This is a genomic window from Sphingomonas sp. LM7, from assembly GCF_002002925.1.
Lineage (GTDB): Bacteria > Pseudomonadota > Alphaproteobacteria > Sphingomonadales > Sphingomonadaceae > Sphingomonas.
Map to the genome: position 1 here is coordinate 3,482,679 of NZ_CP019511.1, position 20,032 is coordinate 3,502,710.

16 protein-coding genes are annotated in these 20,032 nt (G+C 66.8%); 4 read left to right on the forward strand and 12 right to left on the reverse strand.

The window, feature by feature from the left end; all coding sequences use genetic code 11:
* Positions 1–3: 3 nt before the first annotated feature.
* Both BXU08_RS16270 and BXU08_RS16275 read left to right on the forward strand, forming a co-directional pair.
* The gene (locus BXU08_RS16270) at positions 4–471 is read left to right on the forward strand and encodes a RidA family protein (protein ID WP_077511001.1); all 468 of its coding nucleotides are present in this window, start codon (positions 4–6) and stop codon (positions 469–471) included.
* A gap of 190 nt (positions 472–661) precedes the next feature.
* Positions 662–1,414, forward strand: coding sequence for a TorF family putative porin (locus BXU08_RS16275; RefSeq protein ID WP_077511002.1), 753 nt, complete (start codon positions 662–664; stop codon positions 1,412–1,414).
* A 58-nt stretch (positions 1,415–1,472) separates the two neighbouring features.
* Here BXU08_RS16275 and BXU08_RS16280 read toward each other — a convergent pair whose 3' ends face one another.
* The 8 genes from BXU08_RS16280 to BXU08_RS16315 form a co-directional block, all read right to left on the reverse strand.
* Positions 1,473–1,886, reverse strand: coding sequence for a DUF3035 domain-containing protein (locus BXU08_RS16280; RefSeq protein WP_077511003.1), 414 nt, complete (start codon positions 1,884–1,886; stop codon positions 1,473–1,475).
* Entirely contained in the window at positions 1,879–2,409 is a 531-nt protein-coding gene (gene lspA, locus BXU08_RS16285) for a signal peptidase II (RefSeq protein ID WP_077511004.1), read from the reverse strand. The genes BXU08_RS16280 and lspA overlap by 8 nt, the downstream gene beginning before the upstream one ends.
* Positions 2,409–5,366 carry an isoleucine--tRNA ligase gene (gene ileS, locus BXU08_RS16290; protein WP_077511005.1) on the reverse strand — a complete coding sequence of 986 codons (2,958 nt, stop codon included), beginning with the start codon at positions 5,364–5,366 and terminating at the stop codon, positions 2,409–2,411. Before ileS ends, lspA begins: the two co-directional genes overlap by 1 nt.
* A 388-nt stretch (positions 5,367–5,754) precedes the next feature.
* The gene (locus BXU08_RS16295; RefSeq protein ID WP_077511006.1) at positions 5,755–6,681 is read right to left on the reverse strand and encodes a bifunctional riboflavin kinase/FAD synthetase; all 927 of its coding nucleotides are present in this window, start codon (positions 6,679–6,681) and stop codon (positions 5,755–5,757) included.
* A gap of 232 nt (positions 6,682–6,913) precedes the next feature.
* The gene (locus tag BXU08_RS16300; protein ID WP_077511007.1) at positions 6,914–8,080 is read right to left on the reverse strand and encodes a dipeptidase; all 1,167 of its coding nucleotides are present in this window, start codon (positions 8,078–8,080) and stop codon (positions 6,914–6,916) included.
* Complete coding sequence (locus tag BXU08_RS16305; protein WP_077511008.1) at positions 8,077–8,547, reverse strand: dihydrofolate reductase; 471 nt, start codon at positions 8,545–8,547, stop codon at positions 8,077–8,079. The genes BXU08_RS16300 and BXU08_RS16305 overlap by 4 nt, the downstream gene beginning before the upstream one ends.
* Positions 8,544–9,356 (reverse strand): glutaminyl-peptide cyclotransferase, encoded by an 813-nt coding sequence (locus BXU08_RS16310; RefSeq protein WP_077511009.1) that lies wholly within the window; start codon positions 9,354–9,356, stop codon positions 8,544–8,546. The genes BXU08_RS16305 and BXU08_RS16310 overlap by 4 nt, the downstream gene beginning before the upstream one ends.
* Positions 9,356–10,150, reverse strand: a complete 795-nt coding sequence (locus tag BXU08_RS16315) for a thymidylate synthase (RefSeq protein WP_077511010.1) — start codon at positions 10,148–10,150, stop codon at positions 9,356–9,358. The genes BXU08_RS16310 and BXU08_RS16315 overlap by 1 nt, the downstream gene beginning before the upstream one ends.
* A gap of 332 nt (positions 10,151–10,482) precedes the next feature.
* Between BXU08_RS16315 and BXU08_RS16320 the strand changes: the two genes are divergently transcribed.
* Positions 10,483–10,881, forward strand: a complete 399-nt coding sequence (locus tag BXU08_RS16320) for a JAB domain-containing protein (RefSeq protein ID WP_077511011.1) — start codon at positions 10,483–10,485, stop codon at positions 10,879–10,881.
* Here the strand turns inward: BXU08_RS16320 and BXU08_RS16325 are convergent.
* The 4 genes from BXU08_RS16325 to BXU08_RS16340 all read right to left on the reverse strand — a co-directional run bounded on the left by BXU08_RS16325 (position 10,873) and on the right by BXU08_RS16340 (position 16,704).
* A complete protein-coding gene (locus tag BXU08_RS16325; RefSeq protein WP_171982549.1) occupies positions 10,873–11,637 on the reverse strand; it encodes a class I SAM-dependent methyltransferase in 765 nt (254 codons plus the stop codon). The genes BXU08_RS16320 and BXU08_RS16325 overlap by 9 nt on opposite strands.
* Entirely contained in the window at positions 11,634–12,761 is a 1,128-nt protein-coding gene (gene prfB, locus BXU08_RS16330) for a peptide chain release factor 2 (RefSeq protein WP_077511013.1), read from the reverse strand. Before prfB ends, BXU08_RS16325 begins: the two co-directional genes overlap by 4 nt.
* A 74-nt stretch (positions 12,762–12,835) precedes the next feature.
* Positions 12,836–15,349 carry a penicillin-binding protein 1A gene (locus tag BXU08_RS16335; RefSeq protein WP_077511014.1) on the reverse strand — a complete coding sequence of 838 codons (2,514 nt, stop codon included), beginning with the start codon at positions 15,347–15,349 and terminating at the stop codon, positions 12,836–12,838.
* A gap of 107 nt (positions 15,350–15,456) precedes the next feature.
* Entirely contained in the window at positions 15,457–16,704 is a 1,248-nt protein-coding gene (locus tag BXU08_RS16340) for an N-acetylmuramoyl-L-alanine amidase (RefSeq protein ID WP_077511015.1), read from the reverse strand.
* A gap of 494 nt (positions 16,705–17,198) precedes the next feature.
* On the opposite strand from BXU08_RS16340, the gene BXU08_RS16345 reads away from it, so the two are divergent.
* Entirely contained in the window at positions 17,199–19,916 is a 2,718-nt protein-coding gene (locus BXU08_RS16345) for an Rne/Rng family ribonuclease (RefSeq protein WP_253190400.1), read from the forward strand.
* Positions 19,917–20,032 lie beyond the last annotated feature (116 nt).

Genomic DNA, 20,032 nt, shown 5'->3' on the forward strand with positions numbered 1-20,032 from the left:
CGCATGACCCAAGCAATCGACGCGAAGCTGGCCGAGCTCGGCCTGTCCCTCCCCGAAGCAGCGGCTCCGGTCGCGGCCTATGTCCCTGCCGTCGAGGCAGGCGGCCTGCTCCATGTCTCGGGGCAGCTGCCGTTCAAGGACGGCGCGCTGATGACCGGCCGGCTCGGCGAGGATCGCGAGCTGGAATTCGGCCAGGAAGCCGCACAGCGCTGCGGGCTGATGCTGGTCGCGCAGATCAAGAAGGCGCTCGGCGGCGATCTGAGCCGAGTCGAGCGCATCGTCAAGCTCGGCGTGTTCGTCAATTCCGCTGCCGGCTTCACCGACCAGCCCAAGGTCGCCAACGGCGCCTCTGAGCTGATGCAGGCGCTGTTCGGCGACGCCGGGCTGCATGCCCGCAGCGCCGTGGGCGTGCCCGTGCTGCCGCTCGGCGCAGTGGTCGAAGTCGATGCGGTGGTAGCGATCCGCAGCTGACCGCTCTGTTGCGGCTCAGCAACAGTTCCTCACGATCGAGCAACAAAGCGGCAAATAATGTTGTGCGGCGCAGCGCGATCCGGCAGTGATCTCGCGCTGATCGCAAGCACGCGCATGGCTTTTCGAGCTGGAGACGCAGGCGACGATCGGCAGCAGGTGGGGACCCTTTGAGAATCAGAAAGGGATTTCCATGCAGTTTTCGAAGATCACTCTCGCCGGGCTCATGCTTGCGGCGGCCACACCTGCCCTTGCGCAGGACGAAGCCGAGCCGGCGCCGGCGATCACGGTCACCGGTGCGGTGACGGGGACGACGGACTACCGCTTCCGCGGCCTCACCCAGACCGACAAGAAGGTCGCGCTCCAGGGCACCGTCAACATCAACCATGAGTCGGGCTTCTATGTCGGCACCTGGGCGTCGACGCTCGACGACACGGTTTCGCTGCCCGGCTATGGCGATGCCGAAATCGATCTCTATGCCGGCTATACCAAGACGCTCGACAGCGGCATCGGGTTCGACGGCGGCATGCTCTATTACTATTATCCGGGCGGCGCGAAGGGCCTGGCTACCGATTTCTTCGAGCCGTACGCCTCGGTGATGTACACGATGGGGCCGGTGACCGCGAAGGTCGGCGCCAACTATGCCTGGAGCGGCCAATCGGGCCTGGCCGACCAGGACAGCCTGTATCTCCGCGGCGACCTTACCGTCGGCATCCCCAACACCCCGGTGAGCGTGCTCGGCCATATCGGCCACACCGACGGACAGCTCGGCATCCTCGCGCCCGACGCCAAATACACCGACTGGTCGCTCGGCGCCGAAATCGCCCAGCAGTTCGTCAAGCTCGGCGTCCAATATGTCGACACCGACATCACCAACGACGCGGGCTATGCCGATGCGATCGGCGCCGATCCGAAGGTGCTCTTCTATCTGACGCTCAGCTTCTGATCGTCCGACAGCAAAGGCCGGCCTGCTCGCCCGAGCAGGCCGGCCTTTTCATGCGTGCTTATTGCGGCGTCGTGGCCCGCGCGGTCTGGCCGTCGCCTTCGGGGGCGGCGATGATGTCGCGCGTGGTCGAGCCCTTGTCGACGACGTTGGTCGTCGGGCTGCCGGCAGTGCTGCGCGCACCCGGCTCCGCGGCGGTACGGCCGGCGGCGTCGAGCGTCGCGTTCTCCGACGCGCTGCGAGCCTGCGACCCGCCGAACAGCGCGTCGAGCGCCTGGTTCGACGGCGTGGTGTCCTGCGGGCGGGGGGCGCCCGGACGCGGCGGCACCAGCGCGAAATCGGGCGGAATCACCAGCGGCGCGGCGCGCGCGACGGCGAATTCATCGGGACGCGCGCGGTCATAGCCGTTCTTGCCGCAGGCGGAGAGCGAGCCGGCGAGCGCGATGCCCGCAGCGACGGTGATCAACTTACGCATTGACTTCATTCTCCACAGGGGCCGGTCCGTTGGCCGGGGCCTCGACTTGCTTATCGCGCACGAACAGGGCGCGGATCAACAGGATCAGCACGCCGACGGTAATCGCCGCATCGGCGACATTGAAGACCAAAAACGGGCGCCAGGTCCCGAAATGCAGATCGGCGAAATCGACGACATAGCCGAGACGCGTCCGATCGAGGATATTCCCGAGCGCGCCGCCGAGCACGAGGCCGAGCGCGGCGACATCGGGCTTCTTCTGCTCGCGCAGCATCCACCACAAGACGCCCGCGGCGATCGCCCCGGTCAGCGCGACCAGCAGCCAGCGCATCGTCGTGCCCGTCGCCGGAAGCAGCCCCAGCGACACGCCGACATTCTTGACGAAGCGCAGGTCGAAGATCGGCAGCACGGTCAGCGACGCGTCCTGCACGTTGAGCCCCAGCGGCCCGGTGACGTAATATTTGGTGCCCTGGTCGATCAGGAACACAAAGGCCGCGACGAGCAGCCCGATCCAGCGAATCTTCATCAATCAACCACCTTGGCGCAGCGGTCGCACAGCAAACCGTCATGCGCAACTTCGGGAAGATGCCGCCAGCATCGGCCGCATTTATGGCGCTGCGTGGGCGTAACCGTGACGCTGTCGCCGGGCGTGACTTTCGATACGATGAACAGCTCGGCAAGATCGTCGCCCGACGCCGGCAAGTCCCGCGCAGTCACTTCGGCCTCGAGGCTGGAGCGGATTGCCTTTTCGCGGCGATAGGGCTCGATCGCCTCGGTCACTTGCACGCGCAGCGCCCGGATCGCCGACCAGTCGGCAGTCGTCGCCGCGCCTTCGGGCAGCACCGGCCAGTCGAGCAGGTGGACCGAACCGTCCTCGCTCGGGAAGCGCGCCTGCCACACTTCCTCGGCGGTGAAGCTGAGGATCGGCGCGGCATAGCGGACCAGCGCATGGAACAGCGTGTCGAGCACGGTGCGGTAGGCGCGGCGCTTCGGATCCGTGGCGGCATCGCAATACAGCGAGTCCTTGCGAATATCGAAGAAGAAGGCCGAGAGGTCTTCATTGGCGAAATCGGTGAGCGCGCGGCTGTAGCGGTTGAACTCGAAATCGTTCGCGGCCGCCTTGAGCTCGGCATCGAGCTCGGCGAGCCTGGCGAGGATATAGCGTTCGAGCTCGGGCATCTCGGCGACGGGGAGCCTTTCGGACTCTTCGAAGCCTTCGAGCGCGCCGAGCAGATAGCGGAAGGTGTTGCGCAGCTTGCGATAGGTGTCGCCGGTGCCGGCGAGCACTTCCTTGCCGATGCGGACGTCCTCGAAATAATCGGTCTGCGCGACCCACAAACGGAGGATGTCCGCGCCGCTCTCGGTGATGACCTTGAGTGGATCGACGCCGTTGCCCTTGGCTTTGGACATCTTGGTGCCATCGGCGGCGAGCGCGAAGCCGTGGGTGAGGACGGCGCCATAAGGCGCACGACCGCGGGTGCCGCACGATTCGAGCAACGATGACTGGAACCAGCCGCGATGCTGGTCCGAGCCTTCGAGATAGAGGTCGGCGCGAACGCCTTCGCCATAGCGCGCCTCGACCACGAAGGCGTGGGTCGAGCCGGAGTCGAACCACACGTCGAGAATGTCGGTGATCACCTCGTAATCGGCGAGGGTGTAGCGCTCGCCGAGCAGCGTCTGATGATCGGCCTGGAACCACGCATCGGCGCCGCCATTGGTGAAGGCCTGCAGGATGCGCGCGTTGACCTCGGGGTCGCGGAGATAGTCGCCGGTCGCGCGGTTGACGTAGAGCGCGATCGGCACGCCCCACGCGCGCTGGCGGCTGATCACCCAGTCCGGGCGGCCTTCGACCATCGAGCGGATGCGGTTGATCGAGCGCTCGGGCACCCAGCGGGTGGTCTCGATGGCATCGAGCGCGATGCCGCGGAGGGTGGCGGCATTATCTCCCTCTCCCCTTGTGGGAGAGGGAGGGAGCGGCGAAGCCGCGGAAGGGTGAGGGGGAGTGAGACTCATGTCCCCCTCATCCTTCCCACTCGCTGACGCGAGCGGGCCCCTTCCTTCTCCCACAAGGGGAGAAGGAGTTGGCGTATCCATCGGGATGAACCATTGCGGGGTCGCCCGGAAGATGATCTTGGCCTTGCTCCGCCAGCTGTGCGGATAGCTGTGCGCGAAATCGTCCGACGCGGCGAGCAGCGCGCCGGCTTCGCGCAGGTCGGTGCAGATCGGGCCGTCGCTCGCGACGAACTTCTTGTTGATCACCGAACCCTGGCCGCCGAGCCACAGCCAGTCGGCGCGGTACATCCCCGCGCCGTCGACTGCGAACACCGGATCGATGCCGTGCGCCTTGCACAGCAGGAAGTCGTCCTCGCCATGATCGGGCGCCATATGGACGAGGCCGGTGCCGGCATCGGTGGTGACGAAGTCGCCGGGCAGGAACGGGCGCGGCCTGGCGAAGAAGCCGCCGAGATGGTGCATCGGGTGGCGTGCGACGGCGCCGGCTAGGTCTGAGCCTTTGCCGCGCCAGACAAAGTCCGACACGCTATCGAGCTGGAAGCTCGACCGGGCACGAAACTCGTCGAGCAGTTGGCCCGCGATCAGCACCACACCCTGCCAGACGGTATCTAATTGGTCAGGAGAGGTGACCAAACCGACACCCGGCTTGCGCATATACTGCCGCCCGCGCACTGCGACGTACTCAACCTCAGGCCCATAGGCGAGCGCCTGGTTCACCGGGATCGTCCACGGCGTGGTCGTCCAGATCACCGCATGCGCGCCGACCAGCTCGGGCGCGTTCGGCGCCTCGACGATCTCGAACGCCACGTCGATCTGCGTCGACACGACGTCCTCATATTCGACCTCGGCCTCGGCCAGCGCGGTCTTCTCGACCGGGGACCACATCACCGGCTTGGCGCCGCGATAGAGCTGGCCGCTCTCGGCGAACTTGAGCAATTCGCCGGCGATGATCGCCTCGCTCTGATAGTTCATCGTCAGGTACGGCGTGCCCCAGTCGCCCATCACCCCGAGCCGCTCGAACTGGCCGCGCTGCACGGCCACCCATTTCTCGGCATAGGCGCGGCATTCGGCGCGGAAGGCGACGGGGTCGACTTCGTCCTTGTTGAGCTTCTTGGCGCGATAGGCCTCCTCGACCTTCCACTCGATCGGCAGGCCGTGGCAGTCCCAGCCGGGAACATAGGGCGCGTCCTTGCCGAGCAAGGTCTGGCTTCGCACGACGATGTCCTTGAGGATCTTGTTCATCGCGTGGCCCATGTGAATGTCGCCATTCGCATAAGGCGGGCCGTCATGGAGCAGGAAGGTCTCGCGGCCGGCGCGGGCCTCGCGCAGCTTCTGGTAGAGCCCGATCTTCGCCCAGCGTTCGAGGATCGCCGGCTCCTTGGCGGCGAGGCCGGCCTTCATCGGGAAATCGGTCTTCGGCAGGAAGACGGTGTCGCGCCAGTCGCGCGGGGATTCGGTGGTGTCGGTCATTTGGCGGCGGGGATTAGCTGGTGTGAGGCGATCGGGGAAGCAGCTTTGCTCGCGTGGTGCCGCGCCGGTGGCACGCAGTTGACGAAGTTGACGGAAAAACGGGTTGTTGCGGCGGGGCCCCTCCTGGCGCGGTCGGCACAGGACGGCGACGCGACACCTTGCCGACGGGCACGCGACACCGGCGCGACATATGCGCGACCGTGCGGCGACGCCCGCGCGACGGTGAAGCGCCACGCAAGCGACACATTCGGGCGCCGACGCGACGGCGAAGCGACAGTTTGACAGTCCGGGCGAGGGCTCGATTTCATCGCTCAGAATAGACCAGACGAAATCCTACATTGAAAGGGGCGCATCTACGACGCACGCCCCTCCCCAAGAGGAGGGGAGTCTAGAGCGCGAGCACCGCGCGCGCCTTTGCGGCATCGGCGTCCATCTGGACCTTGAGCGCGTCGAGTGAATCGAACTTCGCCTCGGGGCGGAGATAGTCGATCAGCGCGACTTCGATCACCTGATCGTAGAGGTCGCCCTCGAATTCGAAGAAATAGCTTTCGAGCAGTTCGATCGGCGGATCGAAGCTCGGGCGGATGCCGAGATTGGCGACGCCGTCCAGCACGCGCCCGTCGGCCAGCCGGCCGCGCACGGCGTAGATGCCGTAGGCAGGGCGCAGATAATTGGCGAGGTCCATGTTGGCGGTGGGATAGCCGAGCGTGCGGCCGAGCTTGGCGCCGTGCTGGACCGCGCCGGCGATCGCGAAGGGGCGCGTCAGCAGCTTGGCTGCGCCGCGCGGATCGCCGTCGCGCAGATAGCGACGGATGCGGCTGGAGGAGACGGTCTCGCCGTCGAGCGTCACCGGGGCGACGACTTGCGCGGAATAGCCGAGTTCTTCGCCCAGCGCGGCGAGCATCGTCACATCGCCTTCGCGGCCCTTGCCGAAAGTGAAGTCGTTGCCGGTGACCACCCCGCCCGCGCCGAGGATCGCGCCGAGCTGGGCTTGGGCGAAGCCGCGCGCGCTGAGCCCCGCCAGTGCGGCGTCGAAGGTGAAGACGAGCATCGCGTCGACGCCCGCGGCGGCGAGCAGGCGTGCGCGCTGGTCGAGCGTGGTGAGGCGGAAATGCTCGGTCTGGGGCTGGAAATAGCGCTTGGGATGCGGATCGAAGGTGGCGACGATTGCCGGACGGCCCTGCGCGCGCGCACGTTCGACTGCGCCGCCGACCACTGCCTGGTGGCCGAGGTGAAACCCATCGAAATTGCCGAGCGCGACGATCCCGCCGCGAAGATGCGCCGGAAGCGGCGAGCCGTTGTCCAGTCGCTCCATGGCGGGGGCTATAGGGGGGGGAAAGCCCGACTGAAAGCCCTCTCCCCTTGTGGGAGAGAGTGCTGAGGCCGGCCATGCCCCCGGCATGGCCTAAACAGCGCGGGGCGCTGTTTACCTCAGCACTGGAGCCGATGAAATCGGCGGAAGGGTGAGGGGGAGAGACTCCGTCCCCCTCATCCTTCCCCCTCGCTTCGCGAGCGGCCCCTTCCTTCTCCCACAAGGGGAGAAGGAGCTAGTCGGGCACGATCCCCGCGCGGAGCACGCGCAGGACATTGCCGCCCATCACCTTGCGGATATCGCCGGGGGTGAAGCCGCGATCGACCAGCGCCTGCGTCACCGCCGCCAGCTGCGCCGTATCGAAGCTGGTCGTCACGGCGCCGTCGAAGTCCGAGCCGAGCCCGACATGGTCGATCCCGACCAGGTCGCGGACATGCGCGATCGCGCGGGCGATGGCCTCGGGCGCAGTCGAGCAGAGCGCGGCGTCCCAATAGCCGATGCCGATGACGCCGCCGGTCTTCGCCACGCCGCGGATTTCGGCGTCGGTCAGGTTACGGTTGACCTTGCAGGTCGCCTGGACGCCGCCATGGCTGGAGACCACCGGGCGCCTGGCCATCGCCAGCACTTCGGCGACCGTCTGGTGGCTCGAATGGGCGATGTCGACGATCATGCCGAGCTTCTCCATCCGCGCGACCACCTGGCGCCCGAGCGGGGTGAGGCCGCCCTTGTTCACGCCGTGCATCGATCCGGCGACGTCGTTGTCGAAGAAATGCGCGAGCCCGGCCATGCGGAAGCCTGCGGAATGGAGCGTGTCGAGATTGGCGAGCTTGCCCTCGATGTCCTGCAGGCCCTCGACCGAGAGCATGCCGCCGACGATCTTGCGGCCCGCGGCGCGATCGGCGAGCAGCGCGTCGAGCTCGGCAGGGGTGTGGATCACGCGGAGCTTGCCGTCGGATCCCGCCGCGGCGCGATCGAGCTTGCGCGCGTGCCACAGCGAGCGTTCGAGCAGCGACGTCCAGGTCCGCGGCGGCTGAAGCTGTGCGACGGTGAGCAGCGTCAGCGCGTCGGTGTCGGCGCCGTTCGAATCGTAATTCTGTCCCTTGGGGGTCTTGGTCACCGACGAGAAGATCTGCAGCGCGACATTGCCTTCGATCAGCCGCGGCAAATCGACCTGGCCGCGTTCGGCGCGGTCGAGCAGGCTGCGGCGCCAGAGCAGGGTGTCGCCGTGCATGTCGGCGATCTGGAGCGAGGCGTGGAGCGCGCGGGTCTGCGCGGTGATCGTGGGGAGCGGGCCGGGGACGACCTTGTTCATCCCTGCCTCGACGATCGGCGGGGCGATGCCGAAGAAGCCGATGCCGGCGAGGAGCAGCACCGCGGCGAGGGCCCACAGCCATTTCTTCATGGCGCGCGCTCCAGCGTGACGAAGCTGTAGGCGGGGCGGCCGGCGTCGCCCGGATGGTCCTCGCGCGCGGTTTCGCGCCAGCCGGTGAAGGCGGGGACGGTGGCGTCGCCTTCGGCATCGATATGGACTTCGGTCAGCTCGATGGCGTCGGCGCGGTCTAGGTACAATGCGAACACCTCGGCGCCGCCGATCACTGCGGCCTCCTCGCCGGCCAGCGCGAGTGCAGCTTCGGGCGTGTGGGCGACTTCAGCGCCTTCGGCCGACCAGTTCGTGTCGCGGGTCAGCACGATGTGGCGGCGGCCGGGGAGCGGGCTGGAGAAGCTCTCGAAGGTCTTGCGCCCCATCACCATCGGCTTGCCCATGGTCTGCGCCTTGAAGCGCTTGAGGTCGGCGGGCAGGTGCCAGGGGAGCTTGCCGTCCTTGCCGATCACCCCGTTGTCGGCGCGGGCGAGGTGGAAGGTTATCATCCGCCCGGCTGGCATTGCATCAGCCGTGCGGCCTGGTCCTGAGCCACGCCATTGGGCGGGCCGTCGCTCAATTTCACTTCGTAGAGCTGCGGCCACATCTTTCCGGTCACGAAGATGCGCTTGGCGGCGGCGTCATAGGCGATGCCGTTGGGCACTTCGTCGACGCTGGGGCTGGGCGGGCCGAGCGCGGCGACGTCGACGAATCCCTTCACCTTGCCGCTGCCCGGATCGATCCGCGCGATCAGGTCGGTCTGCCAGATGTTGGCCCAGACCTCGCCATCGACCCATTCGAGTTCGTTGAGCTGGGTGACCGGGCAGCCATTGGCAGTGACGGCGATCGTCGATTGCTGCGCCATCGTCTCGGGATCGAGGAAGCGAAGCGTGGCAGTGCCGTCGCTCATGATCACCGACTTGCCGTTATGGGTGAGGCCCCAGCCTTCGCCGGTATAGGCAAACTCGCCCTTCGGGCTCAGATCGGCCTTATTATAGATGAAGCCCTTCTGGTCCTTCCAGGTCAGCTGGTAGATCCGGTCCTTCCAGCCGATGATGCCCTCTCCGAAATAGGGCGGCGACAGCGGCGCCTGCGCAGTGACTTCGCCGGTGTCGAGATTGACCTTGCGGATGCCCGACGTGCCTTCCTCGCCGGTGCTTTCGAACAGCGTGCCGCCGTCGATGTAGAGCCCCTGGGTGAAGGCCTGCGAATCATGGGGAAAGGTCTTCACCACCTCGACAGTCTGGACCGTCGGCATCGTGTCCTTGTCGCCGCAGCCGGCGAGGGCGAGCAGCCCGATCAGGATCGTCTTGCGCATCAGACCGCCACCGGTGCCTTGATGTGCGCCTGGGCTTGATAGTCGTGGATCACGAAATCCTCATACTCATAGCTGTCGATCGACGGCGCCTTGCGCAGGATCTCGAGCCGGGGAAGCGGGCCGGGTTCGCGGGCCAGTTGCTCGCGCGCCTGATCGAGATGGTTCGAATAGAGATGGCAGTCGCCGCCGGTCCAGATGAACTCGCCGACCTCGAGCCCCGCCTGCTGCGCGAGCAGATGGGTGAGCAACGCATAGCTCGCGATGTTGAACGGCACGCCGAGGAAGATGTCGGCCGAGCGCTGGTAGAGCTGGAGGCTCAATTTGCCGTTCGCGACATAGGTCTGGAACAGGCAGTGGCACGGCGCCAGCGCCATCGCGTGGAGCTCGCCGGGATTCCACGCCGAGACGATCTGGCGGCGCGAGCCGGGATTGTTGCGGATCTGGTCGAGCAGCTCGGCGATCTGGTCGATCTCCTTGCCGTCGGCGGTTTCCCAGCGGCGCCACTGCTTGCCGTAGACCGGTCCGAGATCGCCGGCCTCGTCGGCCCATTCGTTCCAGATGCTCACCTTGCGGTCCTGCAGCCAGCGGACATTGGTGTCGCCGCGCAGGAACCACAGCAGCTCGATGACGATCGATCGGATATGGAGCTTCTTGGTGGTGAGCAGCGGGAAGCCAGTAGCGAGATCGAACCGCATCTGGTGGCCGAACACCGAGCGGGTGCCCGTGCCCGTGCGATCCATCGTCTCCGCGCCGTGAGTCAGCGCGCGTTCCATCAGGTCGAGATATTGACGCATCGGGAGAGCCTAGCGGCAGGGACGGGTGTGCGGCAACGGGGTAAACTGAAGCGCTATCTTAAACTCCTTTCCCTGCTTGCAGGGAGGGGTAGGGTGGGTGCGCGCGCTTGCGCGCTCAAATGACTCATTACCCATCTCGCAGAACAGAAGCGGCCGGGCATTGGGCCCCGACCCCTTCTGAACCCACCCCTGACCCCTCCCTTTCAGGGAGGGGAATAGAAGTGTCGACGCGCTCAAATTTTACCTCCCCCGCGCAGCGAGGGAGGATTGATTTCGCCAAAGCGGAGCGGTCTGCGCTTCGGCGGCCACGGCGTGGCTGGCAGCTATCGGCGATGGCCCTCGAAGCTCTCGAAGCGCCGCGCAGGATCGCGGACGCCAATGCGGCAGGCGCGCTGTTCGCGTGCCTTGCCGACGAGGCCACCGAAGTGATGGTGTTCGTGTATCTCGATGCCGAGCAGCGCGTGCTCGGGATGCGCCATGCCCGCTCGGGCTCGATCGACCGGCTGGTGCTGCCGATCCGCGAGATCGCCGCCGATGCGCTGGCGTTCGGCGCAGTGGCGGTGGTGATGGCGCATAATCATCCCAGCGGCGACCCGACACCCAGTGTCGCCGATCGCGAGGCGACGCGGCTGCTGGCACGGGCGCTGGCGACGCTGGAAATGCGGCTGGTCGACCACCTGATCGTGGCGACCCAGGGGATCACCAGCTTCCGCAATCTCGGGCTACTCTGAGCCCTGGCCCTGCTGGACCGCCGCAGGCGTGGCGCGTGCGCCGCTCTTGCAGGCCTTGAGCGCACCGGGCTCGGGGCGGGCGCCGCTGGCCTTGAACATTGCGATATAGCCCCCGGCCGACGGCATCGGCCGCATCGACACGAGCGCATAGCCCACCGCGGCAAATTCGCATTTGAGCAGATCGGGCGGGGTGCCGTGATGCTCGGTGGGCCGATCGGCATCGACGACGATCACCTGGCCGTCCGGAGTCAGCGACGGGCGCAACCGCCACAGGAACTCGTAGGGGCTCTCGATCTCGTGATACATGTGGACCATGAGCACGCGGTGGAAGCTCGCCTCGGGGAGGCGCGGATCGGCGGGCAGGCCGAGCCGGACGCTGACATTGTCGAGCCGCTCCTGCAGCACGCGCTTGCCCAGCGCCTCGATCGTCTCGGGGACGATGTCCTCGGCAACGACGCGGCCGTCTTCGCCGACGCGCTGCGCCAGGCGTATCGTGTAATAGCCCTCGCCCGCGCCGATATCGGCGACGGTCATGCCCTTTTCGATGCCTGCAAGGCCCATCACCTTGCCGCCTTCGTTGAGCCGGTCCCGAGCCTCTTCGGTCGACCAGCGCGCCGAGACGATCGTCGCCACCGGGCGGTCCGCGGCGGGGAAGCCGGTATGGGTCTGCGCCTTTGGCTCCTTCAAACCGCGCGCGCCGCCGTCGCACCCGACGAGCAGCAGCAGTGCGGACCCCAGAGCCAGGGCTGACCTCAATCGACATCCTCCACTTCGACCGTCTCGCCGGTCACGCGCTGCGATAGCGCAGCCGCCATGAACGCGTCGAGGTCCCCGTCGAGCACGTCGGCCGGCGCAGTCGAAGTGGTGCCGGTGCGCAGGTCCTTCACCAGCTGGTACGGCTGGAGGACATAGGAACGGATCTGGTGGCCCCAGCCGATATCGGTCTTGGTGGCGTTCTCTGCGTTCGCCGCCTGCTCGCGGATCGCCAGCTCGCGCTCGTAGAGGCGGGCGCGGAGCTGGTTATAGGCCTCGGCCTTGTTCTTGTGCTGCGAACGCTGGTTCTGGCACTGCACCACGATCCCGGTTGGAATATGCGTGATGCGCACCGCCGAATCGGTGGTGTTGATGTGCTGGCCACCCGCGCCCGATGCGCGGTAGGTGTCGATGCGCAGGTCGCTCTCGTTATACTCGACGTTGATGTCGTCATCGATCACCGGATAGACCCACACGCTCGAGAACGAGGTGTGGCGCCGCGCGGCGCTGTCGTAGGGCGAGATGCGGACGAGACGGTGGACGCCGCTTTCGGTCTTGGCGTAACCATAGGCGTTCTCGCCCTTGACCAGCAACGTCGCCGACTTGATCCCGGCCTGCTCGCCGGCGTGATAGTCGATCAGCTCGACCTTGAGGCCATGGCGCTCGGCCCAGCGCGTATACATGCGCTGGAGCATGCCGGCCCAGTCCTGGCTCTCGGTGCCGCCGGCACCCGAGTTGATCTCGATATAGGTGTCGTTGGGATCGGCCTCGCCCGAAAGCAGGGCTTTCACCTTGTCGACTTCGGCGCGGCTGGCGAGCGCGGCGAGCGCGGCGGTGCCTTCGCTGGCCATTTCCTCGTCGCCTTCGGCCTCGGCCATCTCGATCAGCTCGGCGGTGTCGTTGAGTTCGGTCTCGATCGCGCGGGTGGCGCCGATCGCCTCGTCGAGGCGGCGGCGTTCGCGCATCACGTCCTGCGCGGCCTTAGCGTCGTTCCACAGGGTGGGATCCTCGACGCGCGCGTTGAGTTCGTCGAGCCGGCGCAGCGCGCGGTCCCAATCGAGGAAACGGCGCAGCAATGCCAGCGCCGCCTTGATCTTGTCGACATGAGCCTGCGCTTCGGCGCGCATGATATTCTCCAACGTAAATTCAGCCGGCCGGTGAACGGGCCGTGTAAGTGCAAGATAGGAACGAAGCGGGCGCGCTAGTAGATTCCGCCCTCGCGTTGCAAGAAATCGCTGTCTCCGGGCGCCTGGGTCTTCGGTGCCGCCTTCCGTTCGACTGCCTTCTTCTCGGCCTCTTCCTCTTGCCCGCGGCGGCGGCGCTGCGGCTCGACTTCGGGCTTGAACGCTTCCCAGATGATCGAGGCGAGTGGATCGCTGGTCGGCCAGCCACCGGTCACGCGGCGGCCGCTGCCGCGATCGATTCGCGCCATGCGGATGCCGGCAGGCGCGGTGAATGGCAGGACTTCCATGTCCTTGAACGCAGGGACGGCGAACTGCTTGAAGATCGGCGCGGCGATCGAGCCGCCCTGGGCATAGCCGCCGAGATTGGTCGGGTTGTCATAGCCCAGATAGAGGCCGCCGATCATCTGCGGGGTGCCGCCGACGAACCACACGTCGGTCGGGCCCGAAGTGGTGCCGGTCTTGCCCATGATCGGGCGGCCGAGATCGCGCAGGATCGTCGCGGTGCCGCGCTGGATCACGCCTTCGGTGATGTGGACGATCTGATATGCGCTCATCGGCTCGACCACCTGGCGGGCGCGGGTGATCGGGCGCGGCATCGCACCGCCGTCATAGTCGCGGGCGTTGCAGCGATCGCAGGCGCGCCAGTTTTCGGGGAAGATCACTTCGCCGCGGCGGTTCTGGACGAAGTCGATCAGCGTCGGATTGAGCGCGCGGCCATGGTTCACCAGGATCGAATAGGCATTGACCATGCGCAGCACGGTGGTCTCGCCCGCGCCCAGCGCATAGCTGAGATAATTGGGGAATTTCTGCTTGGAGACGCCGACGCGCTGGATCAGGTCGACGACCTTTTCCATGCCGATCTGATTGGCGACCTGGACGGTCATCAGATTGCGCGACTGCTCGACGCCCCAGCGCAGGGTCTTGGGGCCCGCGCCGCGCTGGTTGCCGAAATTCCGGAAGCATTTGTTGCCGAGGCCCGCACCCTGCCAGACGCAGAACGGCGCATCGTTGACGATCGTCGCCGGAGTGAGCCCGGCTTCCATCGCCGCGGCATAGACCAGGGGCTTGATCGTCGAGCCCGGCTGGCGCTGCGCCTGCGTGGCGTTGTTGAACGGGTGGAGCCGCGAATCGAAGCCGCCCTGCATCGCCAGGACACGGCCGGTGCGCGGATCCTCGACCACCATGCCGCCCGAAACCTTGGGGACCGAGCGGAGCGCCCAGGCACTGCCTTCGGGGGCGACGGCGAGGATGTCGCCCGCCTTGATCGCCGCGAACGCCTCGCCGCCCTTGCCGCGGACGGGCATCGTCGCGAGGCTGCGCGGCAGCGTGCCGGTCTGGCCGTTGTCGAAGCCGATTTCCCAGCCGCCGGCGGTGCGATCGATCGCCACTGCGGCGCGCCAATCCTCGTAATCGACGCCGATATTGGTGTTGAGGAAGGGCTGGAGCCAGCCATTGTCGACATCGATATGGTTGATCGGACCCGACCAGCCGCGACCGCGATCATAGCGGAGCAGGCCGTCGCGCAATGCCTTCTGGGCATATTCCTGGAGCCGGGGGTCGAGCGACGTGCGCACCCACAGCCCGCCGCCATAGACGCTGTGCGGGCCGTCCTCGGCCTTCTCGCCGAACTTGTCGATCAGCTGGCGGCGGACGTCCTCGACGAAATAGCCGCCGACACGCTCATATTTCGGCGTCTGGCGCGGCACGGTGCCGAGTGGCGCGGCGCGCGCGGCATCGCGATCGGCCAGGCTGATGAAGCCGTTCTCATGCATTTGGCCGAGCACCCAGTTGCGCCGCTCCAGCGCGCGTTCCTCATAGCGTTCGGGCGAATAATTGGCCGGGCCCTTGGGCAGGATCGCGAGGTACGCCATTTGCGGCAGCGTGAGCTGGTCGAGCTCCTTGCCGAAATAGGCCTGGCTCGCCGCCTCGACGCCGCCGGCATTGCGGCCGAGCTCGATCGAATTGAGGTAGAGTTCGAGGATCTGCTCCTTGGAGAGCGAATTCTCGATCTTGTAGGCGAGGATCGCTTCCTTGCCCTTGCGCAGATAGCTGACTTCGTTGCCGATCAGCAGGTTCTTGGCGACCTGCTGGGTGATCGTCGAGGTGCCGCGCGGGGTCGATCCGCTCATGATTCCCTGGATCGCGGCGCGTGCCAGACCGGGGATGTCGATGCCGTGATGGCTGAAGAAGGTCTTGTCCTCGGCCGAGAGGAACGCCTCGACCAATTGCTTGGGATATTCGGCGTAGCTCAGCTGGACGCGGCGCTCGCGGGCATAGCTGTGGATCGGGGTGCCGTCGGCCGAGCGGACATTGGTCGGCAGCGGCGGCTCATAGGCGCGCAGCGTATCGACCGAAGGCAGGTTGCGCGCGATCAGCAGCCAGATCAGGAACCAGAACAGCCCGGCGAGCAAGGCTAGCCAGGCGAGGATCCGGAACCACCAGCGCCGGTGGACGCGGCCATACCAGCCGCGGACTCCCCCGGCCCCGCGTTTGATGGTCACTTTTTCGCTGGAAATGCTGCCGTCCGCCATGCGGGGTGCGGTGTAGCAACTTTCTTGGGCGATGAAACCCGATCAAAACGCCCGCGAAATCAACTCGTCCGTTTCGCCTCTATAATGAGCGCATGAGGGAAACGAGATCAGCGCGCTGCGAGGCGCGTGGCGAAGTGGATTTCCACCGCCTTGCGAACGCTTTGCGCCACTTTGCGCTGCCCGTCGCTCGACGCGAGGAACGCCGCGTCGCTCAGGTTCGAGATATAGCCGGTCTCGAACAGCACCGAGGGCATGTCGGGCGCCTTGAGCACCATCAGCGAGGCCATGCGGTGGTAATTGGCCTTGATCGGGATGAGCGGCTGCGCCTCGCGGCCGAGCAGCCGGGCGAAATTGGCGGACATGTTCATCGTCTCGCGCTGGGTGAGATCGATCAGGATCGACGAGATGTCGGGACTGGCGACGCCGAGATCGACTCCGGCGAGGATGTCGGCCTTGTTCTCGCGCGCGGCGAGGCGCGCGGCCTCCTTGTCCGAAGCGACTTCGGAAAGCGTGTAGACGGTGGCGCCGGTGGCGTCGGGGTTTCCGGCGCTGTCGCAATGGACCGAAATGAACAGATCGGCCTTCAATCGCCGCGCGAGGCCGTAGCGCTCCTGGAGAATCAGGAAGCGATCGTCCTCGCGGGTGAGCGCGACGCGGACCCGGCCCGAGGCGAGCAGCGCATCCTTGATCGCAGTGGCGACCGCGAGGGTGACTTCCTTCTCGCGGAGCTCGCCGTCCGAAGAGATCGCGCCGGGATCATGCCCGCCATGGCCGGCATCGATGACCACCAGCGGCCGGCTGGGATCGCCATAGACGCGCGGCAGCCGGGCGCTCGACACGCGCTTGGGCAGCGCCATCGACACGCTGTACGGATGCCGGCGCGCGGGCTGGAGATAGGTGAAGGGCGGCAGGAAGCTCATCCGGCGCTCGGCCGCGGCGCGGGCGAAACGCTCGTCGTCGACGGTGCGGAGCTGGAGCGTGAGCGTGCGGCCATCCTTGCCGAACTTGCCCTCCGACACGATTGCCGGGCGGGCGAGATCGAAGACCACGCGCGCGCCATCGCCCTGCGCGCCCTGGCGGATCTTGGAAACTGCCCCACCGGCAATGGCCGCGCGGCCGGGCTCGGCACCGGCGATGTCGAGCGCGATGCGCTGCGGGCCCGATAAGAGGAAGGCGCTCGCCTGCGTGACGGGCGCGTCGAATGTCACGACGATGCGATCGCCGTGCACGCGCACGTCCTGAACGGCGCCCGCCCAACTCGGCACCCCGGTCAACCAGCCGGAGAGAAGGGCAAGCAGGAATAACACCCGCGCGATATGGCGCGCCGGGCCTTGAGGGGTCCAGCCCAAATCCATGATACCTAACTCTGAGACACGTCTTCCCTGACGGATGCTTTTTAGGAAGGCCGGACCAAGACGAGGTGAAACAGCTTGGTTAATCGGCATAAATTTGCCGGATTGCCGGCAATTATCTGCCGGTGCGAAGGCGCGTTTATTGCGCGGTGGCGTGGTTGCCGCATGGCACAGGGGGTGCTAGCAAGCGTGTGCTCCGATCCTTGATCGGGCGATATTCGCGGCCACATCTGCCGCGACAGTTCAGGTTGACGCTCGCATGAGGCAATTTCCCCATCGTCCCACCCGCCAGGCCCTTTCGGCCGGCCGCGTGACGATGGCGGAGCTTCCGGACCACGCGTCCGGGCGTGTTTTGCGAGCAGCAGCAGTTTTCGAAACCTGCGAGACCACAGCCGGCTCCGCCGGCCAAGGCCGCATCTTGTATCGCGCGCTCGCGCCTCATCCCTTCGGGAACATAGCCTTCAGGGGTCCAGGCCGGCGCGCCCGGAGAATAATAAATGACCATGCGTATGCTGATCGACGCGCGGCACCGGGAGGAAACCCGGGTTGCCGTCGTCAAAGGGAACCGGATCGAGGAGTTTGACTTCGAGTCTGCCGAGCGAAAGCAGCTCAAGGGCAATATCTATCTAGCCAAGGTTACTCGCGTCGAACCGTCGCTGCAGGCGGCGTTCGTCGATTACGGCGGCAACCGCCACGGCTTCCTCGCTTTCAGCGAAATCCATCCCGATTATTACCAGATCCCCAAGGAAGATCGCGAAGCCCTGCTCCGCGAAGAGGCCGAGCACGCCGCCGAGGAAGCCGCACTGCGCGCGCAGGATGACGGCGACGACGACGATCATCTCGAAGGCGAGGACGGCGTAGAGGTTCTCGAGCGTCCGCACGACGACGACGAGCATGAGGAAGAGTCCGACGGCGAGACCGCCGAGGGCGAAGAAGGCGGCGAAGGCGAAAACGGGCGCGGTCGCGGCCGTGGCCGCCGCCGCGGACGTGGCGGCAAGGAAGACGAGGCCGAGGCACTGCGCCAGCGCCGCATGAACCTGCGCCGCCGCTACAAGATCCAGGACGTGATCCGCCGCCGCCAGGTGCTGCTGGTCCAGGTCGTCAAGGAAGAGCGCGGCAACAAGGGCGCGGCGCTGACCACCTATCTGTCGCTCGCCGGCCGTTACTGCGTGCTGATGCCCAACACCGCGCATGGCGGCGGCATCTCGCGCAAGATCAGCTCGGCTGCCGATCGCAAGCGCCTCAAGACGATCATGTCGGACCTCAAGCTGCCGCCGTCGATGGGCTGCATCGTCCGCACCGCGGGGCTCCAGCGCACCAAGACCGAGATCAAGCGCGACTTCGACTATCTTGCCCGGCTGTGGGACGGGATCCGCGAGACGACGCTGCAATCGTCGGCGCCGGCGCTCGTCTATGGCGACAGCGATCTGCTCAAGCGCGCGATCCGCGACATCTATAATCGCGACATCGACGAAGTGATCGTCGAAGGCGAGGACGGATACCGCCAGGCCAAGGACTTCATGAAGCTCCTGATGCCGAGCCACGCCAAGAAGGTGAAGCAATATGCCGATGCCGTGCCGCTGTTCCAGCGCGCCGGCGTCGAGGACCAGCTTTCGGCGATGTACAATCCGGTCGTCCAGCTCAAGAGCGGCGGCTATCTGGTGATCAACCCGACCGAGGCGCTCGTCTCGATCGACATCAACTCGGGCCGCTCGACGCGCGAGCACAATATCGAGCAGACCGCGACCGCGACCAACCTTGAGGCCGCGCACGAGATCGCCCGCCAGCTGCGCCTGCGCGACATGGCCGGCCTCGTCGTCATCGACTTCATCGACATGGATCACGGATCGAACGTCCGTAAGGTCGAGAAGGCGATGAAGGAGGCGCTCAAGAACGATCGCGCCCGCATCCAGGTCGGCCGCATCTCGGCATTCGGCCTGATGGAGATGAGCCGCCAGCGCCTGCGCACCGGCGTTCTCGAAGCATCGACTCGCCAGTGCCCGCATTGCGAAGGCACCGGCCTTGTCCGCACCGCGTCGTCGGCCGGCCTGTCGGCACTGCGCCTGATCGAGGACGAGGCCGCCCGCGGCCGCGGTTCGCAGATCACGCTGCGCGCCAGCCAGGAAGCGGCATTCTATCTGCTCAACCGCAAGCGCGCCGAACTGGCCGAGATCGAGGACCGCTATGGCGTCCTGGTCGAAGTCGTGTCCGACGGCGATGTCGAGGGTGCGCGCATGTCGGTCGAGGCCGGCGGCCCGCCGCCTGCGCACGCGCCGAAGATCGAGCGGCTGATCGAAGAGCCCGAAGACGATGACGACTATGTCGAGGAGATCGACGAGGAAGAAGTCGAGCAGGAAGAAGCCGAGGCCGAAGCGCCCCGCGCCCGCCAGCCCCGCGAAGCGCGCGAGCGCGACGAAGGCGAGGGCGAAGGCCGCGGCAAGCGCCGTCGCCGCCGTCGTGGTCGTGGCCGTCGCGGCCGCGAGCACGAGAATGGCGAAGGCGAGAACGGTGAGAACGGCGAAAACGAAGCCGGCGAAGGCGAGCGCGAGGACGAGGGCGATGCGCCCGTCGAGACCGGCGCAGAGGCCGAGACCGCCGAGCGTGCCGACACCGATGGCGGCGACGAAGGCGAGGGCGGCCGCAAGCGCCGCCGGCGCGGTCGTCGTGGCGGTCGTCGCGGTTCCGGCCAGGACGAAGGCACGGCCGAGGCAGCCGGCGCAACCGACGATGCGGCGGAGCCGATCGGCGATGTCGCAGCGCTCGGCGAGGCCGATGCCGCGCCCGAGCCGGTCGAGGCACCTGCCAAGCCCAAGCGTTCGCGCCGCAAGAAGGCCGATGCCGATGCTCCGGCTGACGTGACCGCCGAAGCCGACACGGTCGAGGCCGTGCCGGTGGCCGAGGCGCCTGCCGAGAAGCCGAAGCGCAGCCGCAAGAAGAAGGCCGATGCCGAAGCCGTGCCGGTCGAAGCGGCGGTGGTGCCGGCGCCCGAGGCCGTCATCGCTGAAGCCGTCGAAGCCGCGGCCGAAAAGCCCAAGCGGACGCGCCGCAAGGCTGCCGCGCAGGCGGCACCGGCACCCGCCGACACCTCGGTCGAGGCACCTGCCGAAGCCGATTCGGTCGCGCAGGACCTGGCGTCCGGCGAATCGGACGGCGATGGTACGGACGAATCGGGTTCGCCCCGCCGCGGCTGGTGGCAGCGGACCTTCGGCGCCTGATGCCAAAGGGAGCGTGCGGGCCCTGCGTCCGCACGCTCCCGAGGCGGCTTCACGACATGTTCATCGCGCATACCCAACAGCGTTGCCGCCAGAGGAGTTTGCCCCGATGATGCCGC

What these genes read in the sequence shown, in the direction of transcription:
- prfB (WP_077511013.1), bottom strand. Translation starts at nt 12,761, where the DNA reads ATGCGCGCCGAAGCGCAGGCTCATGTCGACAAGATCAAGGCGGCGCTG.
- BXU08_RS16310 (WP_077511009.1), bottom strand. Translation starts at nt 9,356, where the DNA reads ATGCGCAAGACGATCCTGATCGGGCTGCTCGCCCTCGCCGGCTGCGGC.
- BXU08_RS16320 (WP_077511011.1), top strand. Translation starts at nt 10,483, where the DNA reads ATGGCCCTCGAAGCTCTCGAAGCGCCGCGCAGGATCGCGGACGCCAAT.
- BXU08_RS16270 (WP_077511001.1), top strand. Translation starts at nt 4, where the DNA reads ATGACCCAAGCAATCGACGCGAAGCTGGCCGAGCTCGGCCTGTCCCTC.
- lspA (WP_077511004.1), bottom strand. Translation starts at nt 2,409, where the DNA reads ATGAAGATTCGCTGGATCGGGCTGCTCGTCGCGGCCTTTGTGTTCCTG.
- BXU08_RS16315 (WP_077511010.1), bottom strand. Translation starts at nt 10,150, where the DNA reads ATGCGTCAATATCTCGACCTGATGGAACGCGCGCTGACTCACGGCGCG.
- BXU08_RS16305 (WP_077511008.1), bottom strand. Translation starts at nt 8,547, where the DNA reads ATGATAACCTTCCACCTCGCCCGCGCCGACAACGGGGTGATCGGCAAG.
- BXU08_RS16340 (WP_077511015.1), bottom strand. Translation starts at nt 16,704, where the DNA reads ATGGATTTGGGCTGGACCCCTCAAGGCCCGGCGCGCCATATCGCGCGG.
- ileS (WP_077511005.1), bottom strand. Translation starts at nt 5,366, where the DNA reads ATGACCGACACCACCGAATCCCCGCGCGACTGGCGCGACACCGTCTTC.
- BXU08_RS16280 (WP_077511003.1), bottom strand. Translation starts at nt 1,886, where the DNA reads ATGCGTAAGTTGATCACCGTCGCTGCGGGCATCGCGCTCGCCGGCTCG.
- BXU08_RS16335 (WP_077511014.1), bottom strand. Translation starts at nt 15,349, where the DNA reads ATGGCGGACGGCAGCATTTCCAGCGAAAAAGTGACCATCAAACGCGGG.
- BXU08_RS16275 (WP_077511002.1), top strand. Translation starts at nt 662, where the DNA reads ATGCAGTTTTCGAAGATCACTCTCGCCGGGCTCATGCTTGCGGCGGCC.
- BXU08_RS16345 (WP_253190400.1), top strand. Translation starts at nt 17,199, where the DNA reads ATGACCATGCGTATGCTGATCGACGCGCGGCACCGGGAGGAAACCCGG.
- BXU08_RS16300 (WP_077511007.1), bottom strand. Translation starts at nt 8,080, where the DNA reads ATGAAGAAATGGCTGTGGGCCCTCGCCGCGGTGCTGCTCCTCGCCGGC.
- BXU08_RS16295 (WP_077511006.1), bottom strand. Translation starts at nt 6,681, where the DNA reads ATGGAGCGACTGGACAACGGCTCGCCGCTTCCGGCGCATCTTCGCGGC.